Origin of the sequence: Pedobacter sp. MC2016-05, from assembly GCF_026239735.1 — a bacterium.
GTDB lineage: Bacteria > Bacteroidota > Bacteroidia > Sphingobacteriales > Sphingobacteriaceae > Pedobacter.
This window is the reverse complement of the sequence record NZ_JAPIVT010000010.1, coordinates 1-25,303: the sequence shown is the minus strand read 5'-3', so window position 1 is coordinate 25,303 and position 25,303 is coordinate 1. Positions and strand designations below refer to the sequence as shown.

22 protein-coding genes are annotated in these 25,303 nt (G+C 38.7%); 12 read left to right on the top strand and 10 right to left on the bottom strand.

Going from position 1 to position 25,303, the window contains the following annotated elements; genetic code table 11:
- Positions 1–19: 19 nt before the first annotated feature.
- Complete coding sequence (gene carB / locus OQZ33_RS13905; protein ID WP_265799624.1) at positions 20–2,857, bottom strand: carbamoyl-phosphate synthase large subunit; 2,838 nt, start codon at positions 2,855–2,857, stop codon at positions 20–22.
- A gap of 215 nt (positions 2,858–3,072) precedes the next feature.
- Positions 3,073–3,390, bottom strand: a complete 318-nt coding sequence (locus OQZ33_RS13900) for a carboxypeptidase regulatory-like domain-containing protein (RefSeq protein ID WP_265799623.1) — start codon at positions 3,388–3,390, stop codon at positions 3,073–3,075.
- Positions 3,391–3,857: 467 nt separating this feature from the next.
- Here OQZ33_RS13900 and OQZ33_RS13895 point away from each other — a divergent pair, with 467 nt between their 5' ends.
- From OQZ33_RS13895 to OQZ33_RS13870, 6 genes are all read left to right on the top strand, one after another.
- The gene (locus OQZ33_RS13895; protein WP_265799622.1) at positions 3,858–4,388 is read left to right on the top strand and encodes an ATP-binding protein; all 531 of its coding nucleotides are present in this window, start codon (positions 3,858–3,860) and stop codon (positions 4,386–4,388) included.
- A 574-nt stretch (positions 4,389–4,962) separates the two neighbouring features.
- Positions 4,963–7,335 carry a TonB-dependent receptor gene (locus tag OQZ33_RS13890; protein ID WP_265799621.1) on the top strand — a complete coding sequence of 791 codons (2,373 nt, stop codon included), beginning with the start codon at positions 4,963–4,965 and terminating at the stop codon, positions 7,333–7,335.
- A gap of 85 nt (positions 7,336–7,420) precedes the next feature.
- Positions 7,421–8,053: a thiamine phosphate synthase gene (locus OQZ33_RS13885; RefSeq protein WP_265799620.1), complete on the top strand. Its 633-nt coding sequence runs from the start codon at positions 7,421–7,423 to the stop codon at positions 8,051–8,053.
- 73 nt (positions 8,054–8,126) lie between these two features.
- Positions 8,127–9,413: a hypothetical protein gene (locus tag OQZ33_RS13880; protein ID WP_265799619.1), complete on the top strand. Its 1,287-nt coding sequence runs from the start codon at positions 8,127–8,129 to the stop codon at positions 9,411–9,413.
- 80 nt (positions 9,414–9,493) lie between these two features.
- Entirely contained in the window at positions 9,494–10,054 is a 561-nt protein-coding gene (locus OQZ33_RS13875) for a thiamine pyrophosphokinase (RefSeq protein ID WP_265799618.1), read from the top strand.
- Positions 10,051–10,545, top strand: a complete 495-nt coding sequence (locus tag OQZ33_RS13870) for a GNAT family N-acetyltransferase (protein WP_265799617.1) — start codon at positions 10,051–10,053, stop codon at positions 10,543–10,545. Before OQZ33_RS13875 ends, OQZ33_RS13870 begins: the two co-directional genes overlap by 4 nt.
- Before the next feature lie 119 nt (positions 10,546–10,664).
- Here the strand turns inward: OQZ33_RS13870 and OQZ33_RS13865 are convergent, their stop codons facing one another.
- From OQZ33_RS13865 to OQZ33_RS13855, 3 genes are all read right to left on the bottom strand, one after another.
- The gene (locus OQZ33_RS13865; RefSeq protein WP_265799616.1) at positions 10,665–11,972 is read right to left on the bottom strand and encodes a M20/M25/M40 family metallo-hydrolase; all 1,308 of its coding nucleotides are present in this window, start codon (positions 11,970–11,972) and stop codon (positions 10,665–10,667) included.
- 4 nt (positions 11,973–11,976) lie between these two features.
- Complete coding sequence (locus OQZ33_RS13860) at positions 11,977–13,815, bottom strand: M61 family metallopeptidase (RefSeq protein ID WP_265799615.1); 1,839 nt, start codon at positions 13,813–13,815, stop codon at positions 11,977–11,979.
- A 136-nt stretch (positions 13,816–13,951) separates the two neighbouring features.
- Positions 13,952–15,076 carry a DUF4407 domain-containing protein gene (locus tag OQZ33_RS13855; protein WP_265799614.1) on the bottom strand — a complete coding sequence of 375 codons (1,125 nt, stop codon included), beginning with the start codon at positions 15,074–15,076 and terminating at the stop codon, positions 13,952–13,954.
- A gap of 125 nt (positions 15,077–15,201) precedes the next feature.
- Between OQZ33_RS13855 and OQZ33_RS13850 the strand changes: the two genes are divergently transcribed.
- Together OQZ33_RS13850 and OQZ33_RS13845 are read left to right on the top strand one after the other, a co-directional pair.
- Positions 15,202–15,519: a rhodanese-like domain-containing protein gene (locus OQZ33_RS13850; protein ID WP_056848082.1), complete on the top strand. Its 318-nt coding sequence runs from the start codon at positions 15,202–15,204 to the stop codon at positions 15,517–15,519.
- 125 nt (positions 15,520–15,644) lie between these two features.
- A complete protein-coding gene (locus tag OQZ33_RS13845; protein WP_056849219.1) occupies positions 15,645–15,842 on the top strand; it encodes a DUF6358 family protein in 198 nt (65 codons plus the stop codon).
- Here the strand turns inward: OQZ33_RS13845 and OQZ33_RS13840 are convergent.
- Positions 15,820–16,851, bottom strand: coding sequence for a dipeptide epimerase (locus OQZ33_RS13840; protein ID WP_265799613.1), 1,032 nt, complete (start codon positions 16,849–16,851; stop codon positions 15,820–15,822). The two genes, OQZ33_RS13845 and OQZ33_RS13840, sit on opposite strands and share 23 nt — an antisense overlap.
- Before the next feature lie 80 nt (positions 16,852–16,931).
- Here OQZ33_RS13840 and OQZ33_RS13835 point away from each other — a divergent pair, with 80 nt between their 5' ends.
- On the top strand, positions 16,932–18,068 hold the full coding sequence (locus OQZ33_RS13835) for a hypothetical protein (RefSeq protein WP_265799612.1): 1,137 nt from the start codon (positions 16,932–16,934) through the stop codon (positions 18,066–18,068).
- Positions 18,069–18,429: 361 nt separating this feature from the next.
- Positions 18,430–19,395 (top strand): hypothetical protein, encoded by a 966-nt coding sequence (locus OQZ33_RS13830; RefSeq protein WP_265799611.1) that lies wholly within the window; start codon positions 18,430–18,432, stop codon positions 19,393–19,395.
- On the opposite strand, the gene OQZ33_RS13825 is transcribed toward OQZ33_RS13830, so the two are convergent.
- Genes OQZ33_RS13825 through OQZ33_RS13815 form a run of 3 tightly spaced genes read right to left on the bottom strand, consistent with a single transcriptional unit; the run spans position 19,396 to position 22,520 of the window.
- Positions 19,396–20,016: a rhomboid family intramembrane serine protease gene (locus tag OQZ33_RS13825; protein WP_056849351.1), complete on the bottom strand. Its 621-nt coding sequence runs from the start codon at positions 20,014–20,016 to the stop codon at positions 19,396–19,398.
- A gap of 4 nt (positions 20,017–20,020) precedes the next feature.
- A complete protein-coding gene (locus tag OQZ33_RS13820) occupies positions 20,021–21,760 on the bottom strand; it encodes a M14 family metallopeptidase (RefSeq protein ID WP_265799610.1) in 1,740 nt (579 codons plus the stop codon).
- Positions 21,761–21,770: 10 nt separating this feature from the next.
- The gene (locus tag OQZ33_RS13815; RefSeq protein ID WP_265799609.1) at positions 21,771–22,520 is read right to left on the bottom strand and encodes an outer membrane beta-barrel protein; all 750 of its coding nucleotides are present in this window, start codon (positions 22,518–22,520) and stop codon (positions 21,771–21,773) included.
- A 59-nt stretch (positions 22,521–22,579) separates the two neighbouring features.
- Here OQZ33_RS13815 and pepT point away from each other — a divergent pair, with 59 nt between their 5' ends.
- Positions 22,580–23,833 carry a peptidase T gene (gene pepT, locus OQZ33_RS13810; RefSeq protein ID WP_265799608.1) on the top strand — a complete coding sequence of 418 codons (1,254 nt, stop codon included), beginning with the start codon at positions 22,580–22,582 and terminating at the stop codon, positions 23,831–23,833.
- An 84-nt stretch (positions 23,834–23,917) separates the two neighbouring features.
- On the opposite strand, the gene OQZ33_RS13805 is transcribed toward pepT, so the two are convergent.
- Positions 23,918–24,241 (bottom strand): hypothetical protein, encoded by a 324-nt coding sequence (locus OQZ33_RS13805; protein ID WP_056849347.1) that lies wholly within the window; start codon positions 24,239–24,241, stop codon positions 23,918–23,920.
- Between the two features lie 154 nt (positions 24,242–24,395).
- On the opposite strand from OQZ33_RS13805, the gene OQZ33_RS13800 reads away from it, so the two are divergent.
- Positions 24,396–25,262 (top strand): aldose 1-epimerase family protein, encoded by an 867-nt coding sequence (locus tag OQZ33_RS13800; RefSeq protein WP_265799607.1) that lies wholly within the window; start codon positions 24,396–24,398, stop codon positions 25,260–25,262.
- Positions 25,263–25,303 lie beyond the last annotated feature (41 nt).

The following is a 25,303-nucleotide window of genomic DNA, read 5'->3' as shown; positions in this document are numbered from 1 at the left end:
GATACAGCCCCTTTCGCTATTATTTACTCAAATACATCGATTTATCTTTGTAAAGTTTGCGGAAGTAAGGATCTTCCAAATCTTTAATGAAACGGATCGCTTCACCGGTAGATTTCATTTCCGGACCTAACTCTTTCGTCACCTCCGGGAATTTCTCGTAAGAGAAAACCGGTTCTTTAATTGCATAACCTTTAAGTTTACGCTCGATGGTGAAATCTTTCAGTTTCGCCACACCTAACATAATTTTAGCTGCAATATTAATGTAAGGAACGTCGTAAGCTTTCGCGATGAAAGGAACTGTACGTGAAGCTCTGGGATTTGCTTCGATTACATAAACTTTCTCATCTTTAATGGCGAACTGAATGTTTAACAATCCACGAACATCTAAAGCTTTCGCAATTTTGACCGAGTATTCTTCCATTGATTTCGTTACCTTTTCTGATAGGCTGAAAGTTGGCAAAACAGCGAATGAATCTCCGGAGTGGATTCCTGCAGGCTCAATGTGTTCCATCATCCCTACGATGTGAACGTCATCACCGTCAGAAATTGAATCTGATTCTGCTTCTTCTGCTCTATCTAAAAAGTGATCGATTAATACACGGTTGCCCGGCAAATCGCCTAATAATTTCACCACTGCTTTTTCAAGGTCTTCATCATTGATCACGATGCTCATGCCTTGTCCACCTAAAACATAACTCGGACGAACCAAAACCGGATAGCCCACTTCGTTTGCTACAACGATGGCCTCCTCAGCATTTTCTGCTACACCGTATTTCGGATAAGGAATATCCAGTTCTTTTAACAAGTCAGAGAAACGTCCACGATCTTCGGCGATATCCATATTCTCAAAAGAGGTTCCAATGATTTTGATACCTTTTTCAGTTAGTTTTTCAGCCATTTTCAGAGCGGTTTGTCCACCTAACTGAACGATAACACCCACTGGTTTTTCTAATTCGATAATCTCGCGAACATGTTCCCAGAAAACCGGCTCGAAGTATAATTTATCGGCCATGTTAAAATCGGTAGAAACCGTTTCAGGGTTACAGTTAACCATGATGGCTTCAAAACCTGATTCTTTAGCTGCTAATAAACCGTGTACACAAGAGTAATCGAACTCAATACCCTGGCCAATACGATTTGGACCCGAGCCTAATACGATTACTTTTTTGCGATCTGATGAAATAGACTCATTTTCTTCATCGAAAGATGAATAATAGTATGGTGTTTTTGCCGGGAATTCTGCCGCACAAGTATCCACCATTTTATACACCCTGTTTATGCCCAAAGCTTTACGGCGGTCGTAAACCTCATCTTCGGTAACATTACCCAATAACCATGCAATCTGAATATCAGAGAAGCCTTTGGTTTTAAGCGTGAAGAAGAAATCTCGAGGAATATTGTTTAGTGAGTAACGTTTCAATTCAACTTCTAAAGCAACAAGCTCCTGAATTTGATTTAAAAACCACTTATCAATTTTCGTTACCTTACGGATAGATTCCAAAGGCACGCCCATTGTCATGGCATCTTTTATTAAGAACAAACGGTTCCATGAAGCATGCTCCAAACCGTCCATAATTTCGTTAATGTTGCGGTTTTGGCGACCATCGGCACCTAAACCAGCACGGCCAATTTCTAAACTCTGACAAGCTTTTTGTAAAGCTTCGATGAAGGTACGACCGATAGCCATTACCTCACCTACAGATTTCATTTGTAAACCTAATTCTTTGTTAGCGCCTTTAAACTTGTCGAAATTCCAACGAGGAATTTTAACAATTACGTAATCTAAAGTAGGTTCGAAATAGGCTGAAGTTGTTTTTGTAATCTGATTTTCGATTTCATCCAAGTTGTAACCGATGGCTAATTTTGCTGCAATTTTAGCGATTGGATAACCAGTGGCCTTACTTGCTAGCGCTGATGAACGGGATACACGTGGATTAATTTCGATGGCAATAATGTCATCATTTGCAGGATTAACCGAGAACTGAACGTTACAACCGCCGGCAAAAGTTCCGATGGCTCGCATCATTTTAATCGCCTGGTTACGCATATCCTGGTAACAACGATCAGATAATGTCATTGCTGGTGCAACCGTAATAGAATCGCCGGTATGAATACCCATTGGGTCGAAGTTCTCAATCGAACAGATGATAATTACATTATCATTGCTGTCTCTTAGTAACTCTAATTCGTATTCTTTCCAACCTAAAACGGCTTGTTCTACTAAAACTTCGTGAGTTGGCGAAGCTTCTAAACCGCGTTTAAGTGCGGCATCAAATTCTTCTTTTTTATGAACAAAACCACCACCAGAACCACCCAAAGTATATGATGGGCGAATTACCAATGGAAAACCGATTTCTTGAGCCGCTTCTTTACCTTCTAAAAATGAATTGGCAATTTTCGATGGCGCTACGCCTACACCTATATCAACCATTAACTGGCGGAAGGCCTCACGATTTTCTGTTTTTTCAATGGCTGCTACATCAACACCGATCACTTTAACGCCATATTTTTCCCAAACACCCCGCTCAGAAGCTTCTACGCATAAGTTCAACGCAGTTTGACCGCCCATAGTTGGCAATACTGCATCAATTCTTGGTAAATCTGGCGAATCAATGTGTTCTTGAAGAATAACTTCAATTGAATCAACAGATAAAGGGCGAAGATAAACGTGGTCGCCGATAACTTTATCCGTCATGATAGTTGCCGGATTTGAGTTGATGATCGAAACGGTAATTCCTTCTTCTTTCAAAGAAAGTGCCGCTTGAGAACCCGAGTAATCAAATTCACAGGCCTGGCCAATAATAATTGGTCCCGATCCGATAATTAATACTGAGCTTATGGAAGTGTCTTTAGGCATGATAAAGTTTAATACAATAATTAAAATTCTAAAGTTTTTTAACCTGTTAAGGCTGAAGAAGCAAGGAGGTGTTTTGCTTTTTGAAGAGGAAAATCCCAACTGTTCTGTCGGGATGCAAAGATAGGTTTTTCGTATCGTTTTTAAATCACTTTTTTAAAATAAAAAAGAGGAGTTTACAAGCTCCTCTTTTTAAAATTATTCTTCCGAAATCTTCATTATTGCTGCAATTTAATTTCGCCCAAATCAGTTGTTGCACTATCTTTTACGGCTACCTTTTCTATCAATGCATCTTTATAAGGTGCATTGGCTTTAATCCATACGGTATAAACGCCTTCCTTTAAATTAGTAAAGGTAAAAGCACCTTGACTAAACTGCGCCTTAACCGTATCTGTTCCGGCAACCAGTGAAATATCAGCAACTGCCTCGGTTGGATTGATCCGCCCAACTATTCCTCCTTGTTTAATGAGCGCAAAAGCAAAAAAGAAAACAGTCGATACCATTAATGCGATTAAAAAAACCCCTAGCTTTTTCATTTTGATACATTTTAATAGTTAGAATCCAGATATTCCTCATTAAACATATCTCATGCAAAAATTGTTTGTCGCAGAATTACCGCAGTAGACAATATTGTACTATTCTTGTCTGAATTTTTGTACATCGTTCAGAATTTTACTGTTTGCAGAAGTTAACAAAGCGTTAAAACGTGATTAGAATGTAACATATCTATAGTGTTAAACACACACGAAGTCATGTTTTCGTCATGAAAGCCTGGTATTGAAAAAATTGGCAATAATGTTGTAATAAGCAGAACATATATGCGTTTTGTATATACTTTAGAAAACGATCTAAAGCTTCCTCCGCGGAGTAGTTAACCGCAATGAGGATTTCTTCATAAATAGTTTGTTTGGTTTATTATCCGGTTAGAGGAGCCCTCCTCAACCGGATTTTTTCTTTTCAGCCATTTTCTTTTACATTTGATTTGATTGTAAAAAAATTTAATGTGAGTCGATCGATAAGAAAAATTGCCATTGTAGGACCTGAAAGCACAGGAAAATCAACCATGTCGCAACTGCTTGCAAAATATTATAAAGTATCTTGGGTACCAGAATATGCCCGCTACTACTGCGAAAATTTAACTGCGCCTTACACTTTACAAGATGAGGTAAACATGTATTATGGTCAGGTAGCTTTGGAAGACGCGATTTTAGTTACAACAGAAAGTGAGTTTATTATCTGTGACACCACATTTGTAACGGTAAAAATCTGGAGCGATGAAATGCTTGGCGAAACGCCACAATTGGTTCTGGATGCTTTACCGAAAAGACCATATGATCTTTATCTGCTAATGGACATCGATTTACCCTGGCAGGATGACCCCCTGCGCGATTTTCCGAATCAACGGGAATATTTTATGGAGGTTTGGCACAAGGAACTAAAGGCTTTAAATGCTAACTATAAAGTGATTAGTGGTTTGAGTGATGTCCGAATACAGCATGCTATTGCAGCAGTAGATCAATTTTTAGCTTTATAATTTGGAAAGCAATGGCAGCGATTCTAGGGAAAATTGTTCCCGCCCCGCTTCTGCTACAATGAAAAAGTTGTGGGCATCTCGCTAGGGTCGGGTTTAGGTGACAACCCAGCAGCACAACTCTAGGTTAAAATAAACCCGATTAAAAAGGAAAATCCTTTTTATATTTTTCAAAATGCTAACCCTTTAGCGAAATCTTAAATAGGGTTAGGAACTTGATATAAAAAGATTGTAATGTAAGCGGGACTGCAAATTCCTATAATGCACCGAAATTGCTTTTCTAAAAAAGTAAAAGAGATAAATCTTTGAATATATTTTCTACATTTGCCCCATCATTAGGGGTGCCTTGTTTGTTATAAACACAAAAACGGGCTGAGATCATACCCATTTTAAGTAAAAAGTGAAAGATAAAAAGTAAAAAGTTTGGTCAACCATCAAACTTTCAACTTTGAATTGTCAACTTTAAACTTGAATGCACCTGATCCGGGTAATGCCGGCGTAGGGATTGGAGTTATGGAAGTTTAACTGAAATCGGGAGTACCCCTATTTCCGATGGGTTTAACTAAAAACAAAAACATTGAAAAATTTACTTTTTGCAGCGCTTGTTGCCATTCTGCCTTTATTTTCATTGGCACAAAATTCGGTTACCGGAAAAGTTACCGACAACAATCAAAACGCCTTGCCTGGCGCAACCATTAAAATTAAAAATCAACGAACGGCGGTACTGAGCGATGCCAATGGGAACTACACTTTAGCCAATTTAGCTGGCGGAAGTTACACCATTGTGGTCAGTTATGTAGGTTACAGAACGCAGGAAAAAACGTTAAATTTAAATGGAGATGCTAACTTAAACTTTGCGCTGGCTCAGCAAAACTTTCTGGCAGACGATGTTGTAGTTAGTGCCACCAGGGCATCGAAAAACTCGGCTACAACCTTTAGAAACTTGGACAAAGCGGAGCTGGCGAAAAATAATCTGGGCCAGGATTTACCTTATTTATTAAACCAGACCCCTTCAGTTGTGGTAACTTCCGATGCCGGCGCTGGTGTAGGTTATACCGGCCTTCGTATCAGGGGTAGTGATGCTACACGTATCAACGTTACGCTTAACGGCATCCCTCTAAACGATGCAGAAAGTCAGGGAAGTTTTTTTATCAATCTACCCGATTTGGCTTCATCAGTTGATAACATCCAAATTCAGCGTGGTGTGGGTACCTCTACAAATGGTGCGGGCGCTTTTGGCGGGAGTTTAAATATTCAAACTACTACACGCCGGGATTCTGCTTATGCCGAACTCAACAATACTTACGGCTCTTACGATACCTGGAAAAATACGGTGAGTCTAGGCTCTGGCTTAATTGCAAACAAGTTTACTTTTGATGGCCGTTTATCACGAATAAAGTCTGACGGTTATGTAGATCGTGCATCGTCCAACCTAAAATCATTTTTTGTTTCCGGCGCTTATTACGGCAAAAAAGATATCCTTCGTGCCAACGTGTTCAGTGGAACAGAAAAAACTTACCAGGCCTGGAATGGGATAAGCCAAGAAATGCTGCTTACCAACCGCAGACACAACGATTTTACCTACGACAATCAAACCGATAATTATCAGCAAGATCATTATCAGTTATTCTATACCAGAAATATAACCAGCCAGCTGGTAGCCAATGCTGCCTTGCATTATACTTACGGACGGGGTTATTATGAAGAATATAAAGAAGACCGGAACCTCGAAGATTATGGAATTCCTCCTGTAGTTTTAGGTGGTGTCATACAAGACACATCCGATTTAGTTCGCCGTTTGTGGTTGGATAATGATTTTTATGGCGTAACCTACTCCCTAAATTATACACCAAAAAACGACCTGAATTTTGTTTTAGGTGGCGCTTACAATGAATATAAAGGCCGGCATTTCGATGAGGTAATTTGGGCACAATTTGCCAACTACGACGGCACGGAATCCATCCGCCACCGGTATAATGATAATGACGCCTTTAAAACAGACTTCAATGTTTTCGGCAGAGCGAATTATCAGCTTGGAAAGTTTAATCTTTTTGGCGATCTGCAATATAGAAGAGTCTATTATTCTTATTTTGGTATAGATCCAAATGGTGATCCGGCTCAGCAAAATGCAACCTTGGATTTTTTCAATCCAAAGGCTGGAATCACTTATAATTTTAACGACAAAAGCAATGCCTATGCATCAGTTGCTGTTGGGAACAAGGAGCCAAACCGGAGAGATTTTACAGATTCTAATATCAACAGTCGCCCGAAACCAGAAAACCTAACAGATATTGAAGCGGGTTACCGTACGCAATTTTCTAATTTTAGTGTTGGCATAAATGGTTTTGCCATGTTCTATAAAGATCAACTAATCAATACCGGAAAACTAAATGATGTTGGAGGCCAAACCCGCCAGAATGTTCCTGATAGCTACAGGGCAGGGATTGAAGTGGATGGCAAATGGCAAATTTTCAAGAAATTATCATGGGCTGTAACCGCAACGTTGAGTAGAAACAAAATTAAGGAATTTACAGAATTTATTTACGATGACGCCAACGGCGATTTAACTACTTTTAGTTATAACAATACCAATATCGCTTTCTCGCCGTCAATTATCGCATCAAGCGAGATTAATTATACCGTTTTACCAAATGCAAGCATTGCTTTTTTAAGCAAATATGTGGGCAAGCAAAATCTGGACAACACCTCCGCCGATTCACGCATTCTTTCCAGCTTTTTTGTAAATGATGTTCGTTTAATGTATAATACCCCTTTGGCCGGAATAAAAAATGTAGGGCTAAGCTTACTCATCAACAATGTGTTCAGCACTTTATATGAAAGTAATGGCGGTACCTATCCCTATTTATACGCTGGCGATTTAAGCAGGTCGAATTATTATTATCCACAAGCAACCCGCAACTTTTTATTGAGTTTAAACGTGAAGTTTTAATACATTCGTTTGAAGTTTTGACAACTTTACTTTTACAGCCATAGAAAGAAAGTTGTCAAAGCTTATTTAACACCTTGCATATAACATGAAATACATCGAGAAACTTCAATATATTACCCACGAGATTCTTGATTTATCTCACATCGAGCAAGTGCAACTGGCTTGCGAGGCCGGTGCAAAGTGGATTCAATACCGCTGTTTAAGTAAAAACGAGGAGGAACTTTTAAACGATATCAATGTGATTGCAGAAATCTGCGATGATTGGGGAACCACACTCATCGTTACCAATCACATTTACCTCAATGGAAAGGCAGATATTCAGGGTTTCCACATCGAAGATAGCAATGCTGATTCCATCGCTTTGCGAAAATTAGTAGGTGACGATATTACCTTAGGAGGCTCAGCAAATAACGTAGAAGAGGTAATTCGTTTGACAGAGCAAGGATTTGATTACGTTTGCTTAGGTCCATTCTCTGCAGGTGCAACCAACACGAATAGTTTGAATATTTTAGGTATTGATGGCTATTTAAATTCAATAAATCAACTTAAAGATTTAAATATTAATATTCCTGTTTTGGCCGCTGGCGGGATTAAAATTTATGATGTAGAACCGCTAATGCAAACTGGAATTTTTGGCATAGCAGTTTCTGAATCGATTTACTCCGCAGATGATTTCATTCAGGCTTACCAAGATTTTTATGAAGCAGTAAAAATTTAACAGAACTTAACCATTCCTAACTTTTTATTAGCGGGGGTAAATGTTAAATTTGGGTTCGTCCAAATCTAAAAACATGCACTTAATCTCTAATTTGCCGTCATGGAGTCTAGCTAAAAAGATTTCCTTCCGCTTTTCTTTCGCTTTTTTTGCCTTGTTTATTTTTCTAAATAATAATGGTGCATTTTTGTACGTACAGCATCTTTTCCATTTTCCAACTTTGTGGTTGCATCAAATTATCCCCTGGTTTTCGGTAAATGTTTTAAGGTATAATTACGACTTTTCTATATTTACAAATGGAAGTGGCGATACATCATATAATTATGTTTTGCTGCTTTTTATTTTTCTATTGGCAGTCTTCGGTAGTTTAATTTGGTCAATTTTAGATAGAAAAAGAAAAAACTACAGTAAACTATATTACTGGCTTATTGTTTTGATTCGTTTTTATTTGGCCTTTACATTAATGCATTATGGTTCTATTAAGGTGGTTCAACTGCAATTTCCTCAACCAAATTTATCGCGGTTATTAACGCCACTAGGAGAAATGTCACCAATGGGGCTAGCTTGGACATTCCTTGGTTTTTCTAAAGGCTATAACATGTTTATGGGATTCATCGAAGTGCTTTCTGTACTACTTCTTTTTAAAAGGACAATGGTTATTGGAGCATTTTTATCGCTTGCCGCGAGTGTTAATGTAATGGCCATGAACTACTTTTTCGATGTGCCCGTTAAAATATTGTCTACAGCGTTGGTCGTTATGTGCTTATTTATTTTAGCACCGTACATTGTTACCATCTTGCGTTTTTTCTTAACCTACCAACCACAGCAATTATTACCATTACAAATTCCTGTATTTAAAAAAAGATGGCAGCTCGTTGCTTTTAGGTCTTTTAAATACTTATTTATTGTGTGGACGGTTGGGTTAATGGTTACCAATGCCTTTAGCCAGCAATACACTTATGGCACATTGGCTCCAAAGCCACCGTTATATGGCATTTATAATGTAGAAAAGTATATTCTAAATGGTAAAGACATTCTTCCTCAGCATGCCGATCAAAACAGGTGGAAACAAGTGGTTGTTGATTGGAAAGAATACATAAGTATTAAAACAATGGATGACAACAAAGCGTATTTCAATAGCACTGTAGATATAAAGAAAAAGCAAATAGAAATTAATTCTAAAAACACTGAATCTACTCAATATAAGTTTCACTACGTTTTTAAAAATGATAGCACTTTGATTTTTAAGGGACTGAAAGATCAAGATTCACTGTCAGTTACGCTAAAAAAATACAACCCTAAAAATATCATTTTACCTAATCGAGGATTTCATTGGATAAATGAATTTCCATACAATCGATAAGGGAATTTTTAAGAAATTGAGCAAACCCAAAAAATCTGAAATCGTCATTCTAAAATCTGAAATTAGCTTATCTTCGCAACATGTCCTCACATCACATTGTAAAAGAAAAACAAGAGCCCGCCTTATATATTGATGAGCTTGGCGATTTTAATGAAGAACTTTTAGGCCAGCTTTTAGAATGGAGCCCGACACTTTTGGTCAACGGCGAAAATTACGATAAAATCGTTTCGTTGGGGTTGAAAGTAGATGTTTTGGTTAATGGAAGCAATCAAGAAGTGCAGGAAGATACAAGGATTGTACAAGGCCCTGTTGATGCACTGATGGTAGCCATCAATTTTCTTTATGAACAAAGATACCCGGCCGTAAATGTAATTACCAGGAAGTTCGATCTGGAGAAATTTGCTGGTTTTGAAGATAAGATTAACATTGTTGTTTTTACTGAAAGAGCAAAGCATTATCCTATCAAATCTGGCTTTTCTGTTTGGAAACCGGCCGGAAGTCAGTTTCTCATCCATGGAAACCGATACCTTGAGGTTACTAATCTCATGCAGAATGAAGAAGAGGTTTTTGAAGTAGTAAATGATGGATTTGTGGAGTTTTCCTTTTCAGGACAACCCATTTTTATTAGTGAGCCGATATGATTACGCTAAGAAAAGCCAAAGAACAAGATATTGAGGTGATCAGAGCTATTGCCGCTGAAACCTGGCCATCAACCTATCTTGACATTATAGGGCAAGAACAAATCGATTACATGCTCGAGAAAATGTATAGTAAAGGGGAGCTACTCGGACAATTATTGGAAGGCCACATTTTTATCATTGCGGAAGATAACGAGAATCAATTTGGTTTTGCAGGCTACTCGATTATTGATCATGAAAAACGAATTTATAAATTACACAAGTTGTATGTTCTACCCTCGGCACACGGAAAGGGAGTTGGTAAAATCTTGATTAACGAGGTTTTTAATCAGGTAAAAGATGCCGGCGGATCTACACTTGAACTCAATGTAAACAAACATAACAAGGCAAAAGACTTCTATTTAAAAGGAGGGTTTAGCATCAAAGAATCTGTAAAATTAGATATCGGAGGAGGCTACTTCATGGATGATTATGTGATGGAGTATCGGTTTTAGATTTTTTCGATATAAACAAGAAAGCCACAGTTTTACAGATTCTAATCATTATCTGCAAATCTGTGGCCTTCCTTGTTTCAAAGATTTTGGCACTTCGGTCGAAAGCACGGTTTTATATCCTACTGTTTCAACTTTGGAATCCTTGTTGGCGCATCCGTTCCGTTTACAATGGAAGTAGCACTCTTGGCGATTGCTTTGATAGTTGAAAGAATATTTTCTACATCCAAAGTGCTGTATTCATCCTTAACCGTGTGGTAAAATTTATCTACATCAATTTGATCGGTACTGATGGTGTGCGCCGGAACACCTAAAGCAGCTAATGTTGCATTATCGCTTCTGTAAAATAAATTTTGTTCCGTGTAAGGATCAGGGTGGAAAGTAAATTCTGTTCCTGCTAAGTTTTTTTGCAGAATTTTTCCAAAATCAGATTTATCGTAACCGGTAATGAAAGCGGTGTTTTTTCCGAATTTCGAATCTTTACCGATCATTTCGATGTTGAACATGGCTACAACTTCATCGGGATTTAATTTGCTTGAAAAATACTTGGCTCCAAAACCTCCGATTTCTTCTGCGGTAAAAGCCACAAAAATCAATGTTCGCTCATTATTTTTTTGTGCTTTGTAATATTTAGCCAAGGCAATCATCGCTGTTGTTCCTGATGCATCATCATCGGCACCATTTGCAATACTATCGCCGTTTACTGTTTTAATCACACCTAAATGATCATAATGACCAGAGAAAACAACGAGCTCTTTTGCTTTTGATTTACCTGGAATCATACCGGCTACGTTAAACAAAGCCATTTTATTTACCTTCCCTTTCAACTCTACGGTAAACTCATCGGCTTTTTTAGCGCCCAATACAAAAACCTGAACAGCAGATTTGCCGGCTCCCATATCTTTTTCATCCAAAGTTGTCGGTTTATCAAAGTAAGCTTTATAGCGCTTGAAGTTTTCAGCAAACTTATCATCGACTAAAATGATTTGATTTTTGCCAGCAGACAACATAGTCCTAAACTGATTTACGAACGGCTTTTCCGGATCCAAAACCACAACTGTAGCATTTGATTTATTGAGGGTAATATTTTCTTCATTGGCACCGGCCAGAATCACATTCTCAGGGGAAATTTCGCTACCATCTATTTTGATGCTCTTGCTCACATTGGCTACCTGGTATTTATAAAAAGTCTGACGGAAACCTTTTTCACTAGCTAAAGGTTGTAAGCCAATTTTTTTGAATTCCGATTCGATAAACATAGCTGCCTTATCTATTCCAGGCGTAAAAGTGCCGCGACCTTGCATTTCATCACCACTTAAAGTTTTGATTAAATGATCAGTGTATTCTCTGGTAATTATTTTATCAATGTTTTGCGCCTGAAGCTGCAGACCTGCCATAGCAGCAAGAGTAAAAAGGAATATTTTCTTCATCTTATTATTTCTGTTTAGAATTCACCTGCGAGTTTAACCAATTATCTCTGAAATTTTGCATTCGGGGAGTTAATGTTGCACCAGTTTTCTCTATCGAAACGATTTCTAAAGCTGGGTTTTCGGCAAATGTTAACTTCGTTGTTTTATTTTCGCCGCGATACTGATAATTAATTTCTACCACATCTCCTGGCTTATGCGATTTTGTGATATTGTCAACAACAGATGCATCCGTTACATTTTGTCCGTCTATGCTCAAAATGATATCGCCCACATCTAAACCTGCCTGATAAGCAGGTGTTCCCTGCAATGTTTGCATCACCGTTATTTTGCTATCTGTCGGATTAAAGTTGCCGAAACCTGTGTAAGCCTGCCCGGGCTTTGCTTTACGTAAAACAAATCCTGCATTTAACAGCAACTTTGCATAGTCGTTTTTCTCTTTGCCATAAATGTATCTGCCAAAAAAATCCTTCGCAAAAACTTCATTTTTGGTTAGGGATGCAAGAGTTTTTTCCAAATCGGGAGTGGTGTATGGAATTTCTGGTTTGCCATAAGCTTTCCATAAAGCCCGCATATAATCATCAAGGGTAAGTTTAAATTCCGAACGCAAGCGAAGATCTAGCGCCAAAGCCGTAGCGGCCCCATAAGTATAATAGGAAAGGAAAATGTTTCCCTTGTTGGTTTGATCAATCGCCACACCAGCGTCGGCAAAAACAGCATATCTGCTTGCTTCTATGGGGGAGAAGTTTTTTGCTCCAGGGGAATTGAGCACAGCATTTACCATTCCATTAAAGGCCTGGGCAGTATTATCAACAGTTTTTAAACCTGCCCTGGTTAAAAGCAAGCCACCATAATACTGCGTAAAACCTTCCGCAAGCCATAATTCATCACTAATATTTGAATGCTCAAAGTTAAATGGTTCTAATGTTTTAGGGCGCAACCGCTCTACATTCCAGCTGTGAAAATATTCATGAGAAAAAGTGCCCAATAAGCTGGATTCGTATCCCTGAATTTTTTCAGTACGCTGCACTATGGAAGTAGAATTCCTATGCTCCATGCCATCGCCGGCGTTGGTAGGATATACATCTTCCAGAAAGTAATAGTTGCCATAATCATAAGTAGGAAAATCTCGCCAAACAGCATAATGTTCATCAACCATTTTTTTCAACATGCCAGCGTAATTATCAATCGCCACCTGTGTATCGTTTGAGTGGGCAATTAAATGTATGGTTTGCGTTTTGCCATCATGGTCTTTCACGTCCCATTTAGCCGTTTTATAATTGGCAATTTCTATGGGGCTATCCATAAAATATTGAAGATTGGCGGCATAAAAAGTATTTTTCTCTAATGGTTTAAGCTGAGTTGCCACTTTCCAACCTTGCTTTTCAGGGTATTTAAACTGCACTGTTCGCGGTCTTGCATCCATTCCCACAGGAAAAGCAAAAGTTGCAGGGATATTCATATGGGCATGGGTTTCATCAAAGCCTGAGTAAGTGCCATCAATCCAGTTTCCAAAAACCGTGTAAGTAATTTTAACTTCTTTTCCATGTGAAGGAATTTCGTAAACATCACCCGCTGTTTGATTAATCTTTAGCGGTTTTCCTCCCTGATCAAAAGCTTTAAAATGATACACGTTTTTACCAAATTCGTGTGTGGCATATCTGCCAGGAGATGATCTGCTCATTCTAACCGTTAAATTTCCGGCGGGAACATTGGCGACGCTCATCGCAATTTCAGCTTCGTGGTGGATTGCATTTGGAAATGAAACCACGTAACTTATTTCATTCTGAGCAAACGCAGAAAGCGACAACGTACTAAACAAAGCGGCGCTTAAAAATTTCTTCATAAAAAGTTTTTTTGTGGTGGAAAATACAAAAAATAGAACAGGCAAGATGTAAAATGGTTGATGGGTTATCTTGAAATCTCCTACATCCATTGTTCATTTCCTGTTCTCCATTTGCTCCTCTCAACAATTACTTTCACTACTCCTTATCCCAATCGTATTTTTCAAGGTCGCGGTAGGCTTTGCCCTTAATAATTTCCTTCCGTTTTGACGATTCGGCATCTACCCGGGTTTCGTGAATGTTATCGGCCACTTCGAAATGGAAATCTTTATCTTTTTTAGATTGATAAATGGATACATCATCGCCGTCGGCCGTAGCAAAATCATAAGGACCACGGCCACTCATTAGTTTTACAAACACCGGCAAACATTCGAAAAAAATAAATAGCAGGCCAATAAAAGTGACTGCAATTGCTGTGTTATCATCTTTAGAACCATCAACGTTAAACTTCAACTGACCTAAAGCCCAGTTTCGATCGGCAAAACCTGCAAGATCAGCCAAACTATCCAGCTGCTTTTTGGTGTATAATTTTTCATTAAACAAACCGTCAAATTCCTTTCGTTTATCAACAAAAGTTTCGGCTTTATTGATATTTGCTTTTAGCGAATCCAGTTCAGTTTCCCGCTGTTTGATCTCCACCTCCTTGCGTTTTGCATACGGACCGTAACCCATAACGCCAGAAGTTTCATTGGTTTTATTTCCAAAAATTTCGAAGTTAAGTTTCTGCCGATCCGCTTTGATTCCCTTCTCTAGTGAATCTCTTGTGGCTTTTTGCTGGTTCAATCTTCCAAACTCTACCTGGTATTTCTTTTCAAAGGCCTTGTTTAGGGTATCAATTTTTGATCGCTGTCCGTTTAAATAACTTACTTTCAGCCGTTCTTTAATTTCCTTGTCAAAAATCTTCAATTCAATTGGCCGTGAAATAACCATACCAATCATTATCGCCAATAAAATCCTTGGGGTTGCTTGCAGGAGCTGTTTATTAGTGCTTGCGCTTTTATTGATGCTCGAAACAATATACCGGTCCATATTAAAAATGGCGGCACCCCACAAGAAACCGAAAATGATGGCAAAAACAACCGCTAAATCATCGCCTTTAAAAACGAAATACATGGCATAACCACCAGATAAAGCGGCAAATAAACCTGTAAAGAAAATGGTGGCACCAATGCCAGTATATTTATTTTGTTCTGTAGGATACTTTTCCAGCGTAGGAATATGAGCGCCAGAGCAAAACCAAAAGAAACGGTTCAGTTTGTCCATTTGTAAACTTTATAATTAAACGCCTAAGGGTTTGATATGTTACAGATTTTTGAGAAAATATATGACGCCACTTTGTTCATTCTACTCAAATCGATTTTCCTATATTTGCATAAATAATTTTCAAGATGAAAGAAATATCAGTACAAGAATTAAAAGAAAAAATCGATAATAAAGAAGATTTTCAATTGATTGATGTTCGCGAAACATTCGAATACGAAGTTTCTAACCTTAACGGCGAGAACATTCCTTTAGGCGGGATTTTAATTGAGGCTGATAAAGTTGAAAAAGATAAGCCTGTAATTATTCAGTGCCGCAGCGGAAAAAGAAGTGCCGCAGCAGTGATGCAACTTGAAGCGCAATATGGTTACGAAAACCTATACAATTTAAAAGGTGGGATTTTAGCTTGGCAAGAGGCTTATGATCCGAATATGCCAGTTTACTAAGAATCATTCGTCATTGCGGGGTACGACGCAACTCTCTTAAAATCAGATTGCTTCAGCTCGCTCAAACCTGGCTTCGCAATGACGACTTCTTACATTCAAAATTCACTCATTCAATCATTTCCACTATGGGTAAAAAATTTGCTTTAAATATTTTCTACAATCTGGCCATCATCCTTTCTATTTTTGGAATAGTTTGGTGTTACAATAACCATAAACCTTTGCCAGGTGGTTTTTTAGTTGGTGTTGCGGCTTGCCTCGCCTATTTTAAATATCAGCTCGTGAAAGATCTGCGGAAGAACTTTAAAGAAAAAGATCAGAAGTAACACCTTCCAGTCCAAGCCCAGGTAAGTTTCTCAAGCTGTACTTCCCGTTTTCAAAAGGCGGATTTGTAAAAGGATTATTTTTAGTTAACCAGGGGCCATCTAAATCTGCCCAATTACATAAAGGCGCCAAAGCCGCTGCAGCAAGGGTTGCACAACTCGTTTCGCTCATACAACCAATCAATACTTTCATCCCGAAAGATTGTGCCTTCAAAATCATTTGATGCCCTTCATACATTCCACAACTTTTCATCAATTTTACATTAATGCCATGGTAAGCACCTTTCAGCTGATCCATATCGGCTAAACGCTGCACAGCCTCATCGGCCAGCAAAGGAACCGGACTACGTTCCGTTAGCCATGCATTACCCTCCAAATCGTTTTTATCCATAGGCTGTTCGATTAAAACCACTCCCTGGTTATGCAGCCAATAAATTAAATCGATGGCCTTGATGCGATCACTCCAACCTTGGTTAGCATCCACGTATAGTGGCACATTTGTCAAACTACGGATGGTTTCAATAATCTCCCGGTCGTTATCTCTGCCCAGTTTAACTTTTATCACCTTGAAATTCTCCGCATCTTTCAGTTTTTCGCGGATCACTTCTGGGGTGTCTATCCCGATAGTGTAAGAAGTTACCGGCATTTTTGCTGGGTCGGCACCGTAAATTTCGTAGCAAGGTTTGTTTAAAATTTTTCCATTGATATCATTTAAAGCAATGTCTATCGCTGCTTTTATCGCCGGCTGACCAGGAGCAATACGATCGAGGTAACTAATAATCTCTTCGAAATTAAAAGGGTAGGCGAATTTGCTCAAATCTACCTCTTTTAAAAAAGCAGCTGCAGTTTCAAAACTTTCTCCCATGTATGGCACCATTGAAGCTTCTCCATAACCCACCACATCTTGGTACTGGATTTTTAAAAGCATTAACGGTGTGCTTGTGCGGGTAAATTTGGAGATCGAAAACGGGTATTTTAATTCTAATTCGAATTGCTTGCAACTAATCTTCATTGTCTATCGTCTAATAAGTAAATAGGGCGGATATCGCTTTACAAAAGTATATTTGTTTATTAACGCAAACCACTCCTGCCATGAAAAACATTTCAAGATTACGGTATTTTATTTATTTATCCCTAATAATTTTAGGAGGATGTACCACAGGAAAAAATGCCTTACAAAAAGGCGATTACGATGCATCAGTTGAAAAGGCGGTAAGCAGATTGCAAAATTCGCCCAAAAACAGCGAGGCCATGCAGGTTTTAAAAACCGCTTATGATTTAGCCCTGCAAGATCATTTACGCAGAATTAACGAGGCAAAAATGTCGAATGATTTGTTTAGATGGGAATCTGTAATGTACGGTTATCAGAAAATAAATCAGCTGGCAGATGAGATTAACAGTTGTCCGGCTTGTTTGGCGGTTGTTCCAACACCATCAAAATATATCAGTGAAGTTGCAGAAAGCAAATACAATGCTGCAGTTGCGAGGTACAACTCGGGGATCGGTTATTTAAATGAGCATAACCGCTTAGCTGCAAAAAAGGCATATTACGAATTTGAAAAAGTGCAAAATCTACAGCCGAATTATAAGGATGTAAAAACCAAAATGGATGATGCCTATTGGGCCGCCGTAACCCGTGTAGTTGTTCAACCTATTATTTTAAACGGAGGGCCGTATAAGTTGAGTGCTGATTATTTTCAGCAGCAAATTGATGAATTTATTGCCAACTATTCGCGGAATAAGTTTGTGATATTTTATGGCGAAGAACAGGCGACTACTCAAAAAATTATACCCGACCAGGTTTTAAGTTTAAATTTTGATGATTTCGTAGTCGGCCAGACTTATGTGAAAGAAAGAGTAGAAAAGCTTAAACGCGATAGTGTGGTAATCGGCGAAACCCGCGAACGTAAACCTATTTACGGAACGGTGAGTGCTACACTGAGTATTTTTGAAAAGAATATTTCTTCATCAGGATTGCTAGACATGACAATTATGGATTGGCAAAGCAAAAAAATTGTTCGTCAGCAGAAGTTTCCCGGCACTTTCGTTTGGCGAGACAGTTGGGGAAGTTACAAAGGAGACGACAGGGCGCTGAACAAAAATCAGCTAGCCATAACGAGAAAAAGAGAGGTTCTTCCGCCACCGCCAAGCACGATGTTTCTGGAGTTCACAAAGCCAATTTACAGCCAGCTAATTGATAATTTAAGCGGATTTTATAATAGTTATTAAAAAGCAAACGAGAACATTCGTAATCTCGAACGAAACCCATTTTTCTTGGGTTGAGGAGAGATCTTTTTGACACAAGTACTGAATGAGATCTCTCCGACAGGAAGGATGTCGTTCGAGAAGACGACCTGTCGAGCAACCGTCATCTCGAACGAAACCCATTTTTCATGGGTGCAAGAGAGATCTTTTTGGAAGAAGTTATCGAAATGAAATTTCTCCGACAGGAAGGATGTCGTTCGAGAAGACAACTTGCCCTGCTGCCGTCCAAGGAACAACGGCCTTAAAAACCATCATGTTGTAATCCCAGGGTTAAAATAAAATATCACTGACAAGCAATAACGATATAATAACTAATATTGCAGTGATGAATACCGGCCTATACAATCCTTTCCAAAGTTTCGATTTCTTATACAAAAAATGTTTCCTGAGCGGCAACACTTTTAACTCTCCCCTAATCCAGGTTCCGCTGATTCCAAAATGGTTGTTGGAGCAGGCAGGATTAACTGGCGAGGAGCAAATTCAGTTCCTGGATGAAAGCATACGTTCTTACAATACCCTCGTGATTCCTGTTAATAGCGAAGTAAATGAGCAATTTTTAAATCCACTGGAAGAAAAAATAAAACAAGCCTTTGAAACAGGTTATAGTGCTGTTTCAGCTTTGCCAGAGCTTGAGCTATTTAATTGGGTTGGGAAGTTTTTATATGGCTTCGTCTATATCGAAATGCATTCTGCTTTGCGCAAGGAAATAACGGCAGATGGCCTGAACATGTCTCAATCGCTGATGATGAAGTTCGCCAACCTCAACTTTATGATGCAGAATATGTACACCAGCATCGAGTTTGAAGATTTCACTCCATGGTCGATCACGGTAGTAAAGCTGGAGGATGAGCAAACTCCATTTAGTTTCAGGGATGAAATTAATACGCTTACCTTTTCGCTAAAGATGAAAGATTTTGGCATTATTGCTTGCCTGCAGGATAATGGAACCAATAAGCGTTATCACCGGGAAATTATAAATGAGGTGAAGGGCAAAGCACTCACCGCACAGCAATTTGAAGAACTTACCGCTCGTTTTTACTACTCCGCTTATTTATTTAACCGCTTGCCAGAATACACATTTATGCCTGTTGAGGGCACAACCTACATCGAAGCCATGCCGCTTCGCGGAAATATGACCAAGCCTTTGTTTGATGTTTGGCAGCACAAAATTTATGCTCAGGTGCTGGAAAATTTCTGGAAACCCTGGGGATATGTAAAGTTCGAGATCATTAAAGACCCTGACCATCCGATGAGCTTTTTCGAAAAACCCTGTTTACCTGCTGCAGGATAATTACATTCCTAACTTTGCGCCTATTATTGCGAAAAAGTTTTGGAGGATGCCCGGAACAAAAATAATGGTGAAAATCAATCCGGTTAGTGCACCAAAAAAGTGGGCATCGTGATTAATATTGTCTCTCGAATTTTTTGAGGCGTAAGCACAATAGGCTAAATAAATTCCCCCGAAAATTACTGCTGGAATAGAAAAAGGCAAAAATAAAATCCCAATTCCTGCCATAGGGTTAAAAAGGATGAAACTAAATAATACGCCGCTAATTGCACCAGAGGCTCCTAAACTATTGTAGTGAAAATCATTTTTATGTCTAAATACAGTTGGCAGATCACTCAATATCAAGGCTAAAAAATACATTAAGCCAAATTGCCAGCTGCCCATCATTTGCTCTAAGGTAAATGCAAAAGCATAGAATGTAAACATGTTAAAAAACAAGTGCATCCAATCGGCATGAATTAACCCACTGGTTATTAGCGTATAAACATTTTTCCCTTTCGATACACTGTAAGGATGTAACATAAACTTACCGTATATGCTTTGATCGTAAAAGGCATACAAGCTGGTAACAATTGTAAAAACAAATATGATTGATGCTACAGGAGCAATGCTGAGGTATTCCATTTATTTATTTTAAGTTGAGCTTTACATCTGTTTCCAAACGAGCCACCGGGTATCTGTTATGTGTTTTCTCGTAATAATCAGAATTTTTATACACAAAATCAAGTTGCGCTGCCGCGTTCTTGGCAAAGTCTGCATCTGATGCCTTTTTAGCCTCTAATTTATTTTTCAACTCTGGGTTGTTTTTTAGCAAATCCGCAGCTGTATCTTCAAAAACATAAGCCGAAAAATGTTCCTTCATATCTAAAATGGAATCGAAAAAATTCCAGCTGAAATAAGAGTCGGTGGCTTGTGGCTCCAGGGTTTCTACAATAAACCGGTTCGTTTTCTGATTGGCGTACACCACAAAATCGCCAGCGCAGTATTGCAAAGTATTTTTAACTGGATTAACCGTTACAGCAGAATGTAAATAGTGCCCTTCATACGGACGAGTAGCCGTTTTAAAATCTGTGATGTAATAGCTTTCTACGGAAATTTTGGTGTCTGTTTTGAGCTCTTCAACCTTCACTTTATTAAGTTTAAGCAATGCGATCACCCTATCCCATGCTTTCGGAATGATATAAGCCACTGGTTTTTGCACCGTAATAGCCGGTTCATAATTATTCCACTCTTTAATAGTTTTGGTAAACGGCTTATTCCGATCATAATATAATCGATCAAAACCACTTACTTCACTCGGCTTTTTACCGGCCTCAAAACCTTTAAAGGGCAAATCATTAGAAACAGATTTATTTAATTTCCAAGCCAGTGGAAATTCGGTTTGTTTCGCTACGAGCTCATCCGCTTTGCGTTTATTTTCTTTAATAACCTTTGCATCACGCTGAACGATATCAACATAGGTTTGAAGCAGTTTATAGGTTGCATCAACCCGCAAGTTATACGCTTTAAGCATATGCGTTTCTGGCATAAAGCCGATGGTATTGTGCAAGGTAGTATAACCTGTAGAGTAGCGGGGAGATTCGATAAATCCAGCAATTCCCGTTTCCGGCACTTCACCAAAGGAGTTTACATATGGAATCATCGGGTAACCTTTCTTCTCCATCGCCGAATACAAATCGGGCACCAAAGTTTTAGTTAAGTATCCTGATAAAAGAGCGTTTAACTTGTCTTTTTGCGTCGGAATGAGCGTCATCACGTACTGGTAATCGGCACCGTTACTGGTATGGGTATCTACAAATATTTCGGGTAGCCAGGTGTTAAAAATTAGCTGAAAAGCTGCCGAATTTTTAGAATCGGTTTTGATGAAATCGCGGTTCAGATCTAAGTTTTTGCTGTTTCCGCGAAAGCCATAGGCCAAAGGGCCGTTTTGGTTTGCTCTTGAGGTAGAACTGCGGTTAAAACTTCCATCAATATTATAAATAGGGATAATGCAAATCACCACATCTTTTGGAAGCCTGTCTTCTTTCAACAAATCTCTTGCCAGCATCATGGAAGCATCGATACCTTCAGGTTCTCCCGGATGAATCCCATTATTGATCAGCAAAACAGCCTTATTGCCTTTCTTTATTTCAATAGGATCAAAAACTTTATCTTTTGATAAAACCAGCAAATGAAGTGGCTTGCCAAAATCGGTGCTTCCATATGTTAAAAGCTTCGCCTGAGGATAGTTCTTCGCGATGTTTTCGTAGTAAGCAATTGCTGCATCGTAAGTGGTGGTTTCTTTTTTACCACTGTTTTCGAAAGGTGTTTTTTGTGCCATTGTTTCAAAAGATAAGATTAAAAAACAGATGACAAACAAATTTCTCATGCAAACTGATTTAAGAGAATGAATAGTGTTTAGAAGAACTTACGATACGCTTTATATTTCCGAAGAAATATTTTCCCCCTACACTATAAAGGTTAAATGTATCAGGATCGTAGTTTTTAAATTTTGTTGAGGGATCGTTATAGCCATCTAAACCTTCGCCAAAAGTGAAATTGCTTTGTGCGTTGAAGTTGATTACATAGGGAACATAACCGTAACCATCGTTGAGGTAGTAGTTAAATCCTAAGTTAATTGGAACAATTAAATTAACGCCCTTATCTTCACCAGGAAAAGGGCCATAACCAGGATCAAAAGCAGAGCAGCTAGGTTTGTAACGTACAATATCAGTAATGTTGTTATTTATCGCACCTATACCAATCCCAGCATATATCCCCTTAATGGCTTCTAAAAAAGGCTTACGCTCGTAAGGGATAAATTCACCCAAATGCAGTTTTAAGTTTGCGGTGATACTAGTGTAGTTGTTAATAAATTGTCGATTATGTGGGTCAGTAACAATATCACCACCTTGCACCATGCCGTATTGTGCCTCTAAGCCACCGGTAATAAAAGGCGTAAAATGATAACTGATTTCGCCTTTTGCGGTATATCCCCAATTCCCTTCCACTACGTCGGTTTTTGAGTAATTGGCACCGCCGCCTAAACCCCACGACCATTTAAAGTAGTTTGATTGCGCAAACGACAACATAAATGATAAAGAGAATAAAACAGTTAGCCCACTTGTTTTCGGGAGGCGATAAGTCATATTGTTTTTTTACAAAAATAATATGTTTATCCAATATCTATAACTTTTACCTTTGAATTATGAGCAATTACATCAACTTTAACAATTCATTAGCGCATAGATTTATCACATATGCCAAAATAGATACACAATCTGAACCAAATTCTGCCACTTGTCCATCAACAGAGAAACAAAAGAATTTAGGAAAAGTACTGGTTCAGGAACTTTTGGAAATAGGCATTTCTGATGCTGAAATGGATGAGAATGGCTACGTTTATGGAACTATTCCTGCTACGAGCGAGAAAAATCTTCCGGTAATTTTCTTCTGTTCCCACATGGATACCTCGCCAGACTGCAGCGGAGAAAACGTTAAACCGATTATTCATGACAATTATCAAGGACAAGATTTGATATTGCCCGACGACAATAATATCGTAATAAAACTGGCAGAACATCGCGATTTAAAACAGCAAATTGGAAACGATATCATTACTGCAAGTGGCACTACTTTATTAGGTGCGGATAACAAGGCTGGATTGGCGGAAATTATGGAAGCAGCTGCTTTTTTAATGAACAACCCGGATGTTAAACACGGTAAGATCAAAATTCTTTTTACCCCTGATGAAGAAATCGGAAGAGGCGTGGATAAGGCAAATCTCGAAAAATTAGGTGCTGACTTTGGTTACACCATTGATGGCGAAACTTTAGGATCAATTGAGGATGAAACATTTTCTGCCGATGGCGCAACATTAACCGTTAGTGGCCTGAGTACACACCCCGGTTTTGCCAAAGGTAAAATGGAAAGTGCCATCAAAATTATTGCTGATATCATTGCTTCTTTACCAAAAGATACGCTCACCCCAGAAGCAACTCATCAAAAAGAAGGATTCATTCACCCAGTGAGTATCAGCGGCAAGGTTGAGCAAGCTGAAGCGCATTTTATCATCAGAGATTTTACGGATGAGAAGCTAGCGGAACATGGTGTATTTTTGGGCGAAACGATAAAAAGTGCTCTAAAAAACTACCCAGATTCTACTTACAATTTGGAGATAAAGCCGCAGTACAGAAACATGAAACAAGTGCTGGATAAGCATCCAAAAATTGTGGAATATGGAATAGAAGCCATTGAAAGGGCAGGTGTAGTAGCCAAGCAACAAAGCATTCGTGGAGGCACCGATGGCTCACGCTTATCATACATGGGCTTACCTTGTCCGAATATTTTTGCAGGAGAACATGCTTTTCACAGCAAGCAAGAATGGGTAAGCGTTCAGGATATGGAGAAAGCAGTACAAACTATTATTAATATTGCTGTAATCTGGGAAGAGAAAGGGTGAAGGTAGTTGGGAGTTCGGAGTCATGAGTCATAGCCTTAAAGCTGCCGACTTTGGACTAAAGACTTTAGACTCACTATTCCCAAATTAACTTTGGCCAATATCCAACCGGTTAATCTTCCCGCCTTTGCCGATCTGGAATTTAAAGAAAGTTTTAAAGTCGCCCCATTGGTCGGAGTGGAAATTGCCATAAACATCTAAACCATTATTTTCCACTTGATCAATGCTGGTAAAGCGTTCATGCCCTAAAGCTTTTTTAAAGAAATTATTAAACTGAAGCTGGTTGCCGTCGTCATAAAATTTAACATCATCAGCAAACAAAGAGAACCAGGTTTTCTCATCACCTTTTTGCAAGGCATTTATTGCAGCTTTAACTTTTGAATTCGATAGTTTAGAGAGATCAACAGGCATATTTTATTGTTTTAAAAGTGCCTCCCTAAATTAAATTGCAAACAACTAGTGCAAAACCAAATAATCAAGGGCTTAATGGCAGACATGGAGAGTTCAGATCAAATTTAACAAAATAGTTTCCAAAGCAGCACATATTTATTACTTTTAAAATGTAATGATAACCCTCGAAAACAACTACCTAAAAATAAGTATTGCAGCAAAAGGTGCAGAACTTCAAGTTCTTTATAGCAAGGAAACTAAAATAGAATATTTGTGGAGCGCCGACCCAAAATATTGGGCAAAACATAGTCCGGTGTTATTCCCAATTGTTGGGTCGCTTAAAGATGAACATTTCAAATATGATGGCGCTGAATACAAGTTGCCACGCCATGGTTTTGCCCGCGATCATGTTTTCGCCGCTGAAAAGATAAGCAATACTGAAGTTGTTTTTACCTTATCGCAAAGCGATGAAACACTTACGGTTTATCCTTTTTATTTTGAGCTTAAACTGATTTATAAATTGATAGACAGAAAGCTGAATTTAACTTACGAAGTAACCAATACAGGTACCAATGAAATGTTATTTTCTATTGGTGCGCACCCTGCATTTGCGGTTCCTAACACGCCAAACACCAGCTACGAAGATTACTATTTGGCTTTTAACACAGATGAGAAGTTAACTTACTGCAAACTGGAAGATGGTTTGGTTGCCAATGAAACTGAGTCAATTGAACTTAACGGGCATAAATTAAATTTAAAACACGAGCTGTTTTATAATGATGCATTGGTTTTTAAAACGATGCAAAGCAGCTGTATTAGTTTGCTGAACAATAAAAATGATTACGGACTGCATTTCCATTTCGAAGGCTTTCCATTTTTCGGCATTTGGGCGGCGCCAGATGCTCCATTTGTGTGTTTGGAGCCTTGGTGCGGCGTAGCCGATGGCGTAAATCATAATCAGGAATTGCAACAAAAGGAAGGTATTATCTCTTTAGCACCTCATAAAAACTGGACACGTTTTTGGGAGGTGGAGTGCTTTTAGTTGGATGAATTAGATCTTTTTTATTTGGTTGGTGGAGACAC

Bases quoted from the DNA above. Each gene is read 5' to 3' on its own strand.
- OQZ33_RS13815 (WP_265799609.1), bottom strand. From the start codon at position 22,520: ATGACTTATCGCCTCCCGAAAACAAGTGGGCTAACTGTTTTATTCTCT.
- OQZ33_RS13850 (WP_056848082.1), top strand. From the start codon at position 15,202: ATGAAAGAAATATCAGTACAAGAATTAAAAGAAAAAATCGATAATAAA.
- carB (WP_265799624.1), bottom strand. From the start codon at position 2,857: ATGCCTAAAGACACTTCCATAAGCTCAGTATTAATTATCGGATCGGGA.
- OQZ33_RS13845 (WP_056849219.1), top strand. From the start codon at position 15,645: ATGGGTAAAAAATTTGCTTTAAATATTTTCTACAATCTGGCCATCATC.
- OQZ33_RS13875 (WP_265799618.1), top strand. From the start codon at position 9,494: ATGTCCTCACATCACATTGTAAAAGAAAAACAAGAGCCCGCCTTATAT.
- OQZ33_RS13855 (WP_265799614.1), bottom strand. From the start codon at position 15,076: ATGGACAAACTGAACCGTTTCTTTTGGTTTTGCTCTGGCGCTCATATT.
- OQZ33_RS13840 (WP_265799613.1), bottom strand. From the start codon at position 16,851: ATGAAGATTAGTTGCAAGCAATTCGAATTAGAATTAAAATACCCGTTT.
- OQZ33_RS13820 (WP_265799610.1), bottom strand. From the start codon at position 21,760: ATGAGAAATTTGTTTGTCATCTGTTTTTTAATCTTATCTTTTGAAACA.
- OQZ33_RS13800 (WP_265799607.1), top strand. From the start codon at position 24,396: ATGATAACCCTCGAAAACAACTACCTAAAAATAAGTATTGCAGCAAAA.
- OQZ33_RS13825 (WP_056849351.1), bottom strand. From the start codon at position 20,016: ATGGAATACCTCAGCATTGCTCCTGTAGCATCAATCATATTTGTTTTT.
- OQZ33_RS13870 (WP_265799617.1), top strand. From the start codon at position 10,051: ATGATTACGCTAAGAAAAGCCAAAGAACAAGATATTGAGGTGATCAGA.
- OQZ33_RS13865 (WP_265799616.1), bottom strand. From the start codon at position 11,972: ATGAAGAAAATATTCCTTTTTACTCTTGCTGCTATGGCAGGTCTGCAG.
- OQZ33_RS13835 (WP_265799612.1), top strand. From the start codon at position 16,932: ATGAAAAACATTTCAAGATTACGGTATTTTATTTATTTATCCCTAATA.
- OQZ33_RS13880 (WP_265799619.1), top strand. From the start codon at position 8,127: ATGCACTTAATCTCTAATTTGCCGTCATGGAGTCTAGCTAAAAAGATT.
- pepT (WP_265799608.1), top strand. From the start codon at position 22,580: ATGAGCAATTACATCAACTTTAACAATTCATTAGCGCATAGATTTATC.
- OQZ33_RS13860 (WP_265799615.1), bottom strand. From the start codon at position 13,815: ATGAAGAAATTTTTAAGCGCCGCTTTGTTTAGTACGTTGTCGCTTTCT.
- OQZ33_RS13830 (WP_265799611.1), top strand. From the start codon at position 18,430: ATGAATACCGGCCTATACAATCCTTTCCAAAGTTTCGATTTCTTATAC.
- OQZ33_RS13885 (WP_265799620.1), top strand. From the start codon at position 7,421: ATGAAATACATCGAGAAACTTCAATATATTACCCACGAGATTCTTGAT.
- OQZ33_RS13900 (WP_265799623.1), bottom strand. From the start codon at position 3,390: ATGAAAAAGCTAGGGGTTTTTTTAATCGCATTAATGGTATCGACTGTT.
- OQZ33_RS13805 (WP_056849347.1), bottom strand. From the start codon at position 24,241: ATGCCTGTTGATCTCTCTAAACTATCGAATTCAAAAGTTAAAGCTGCA.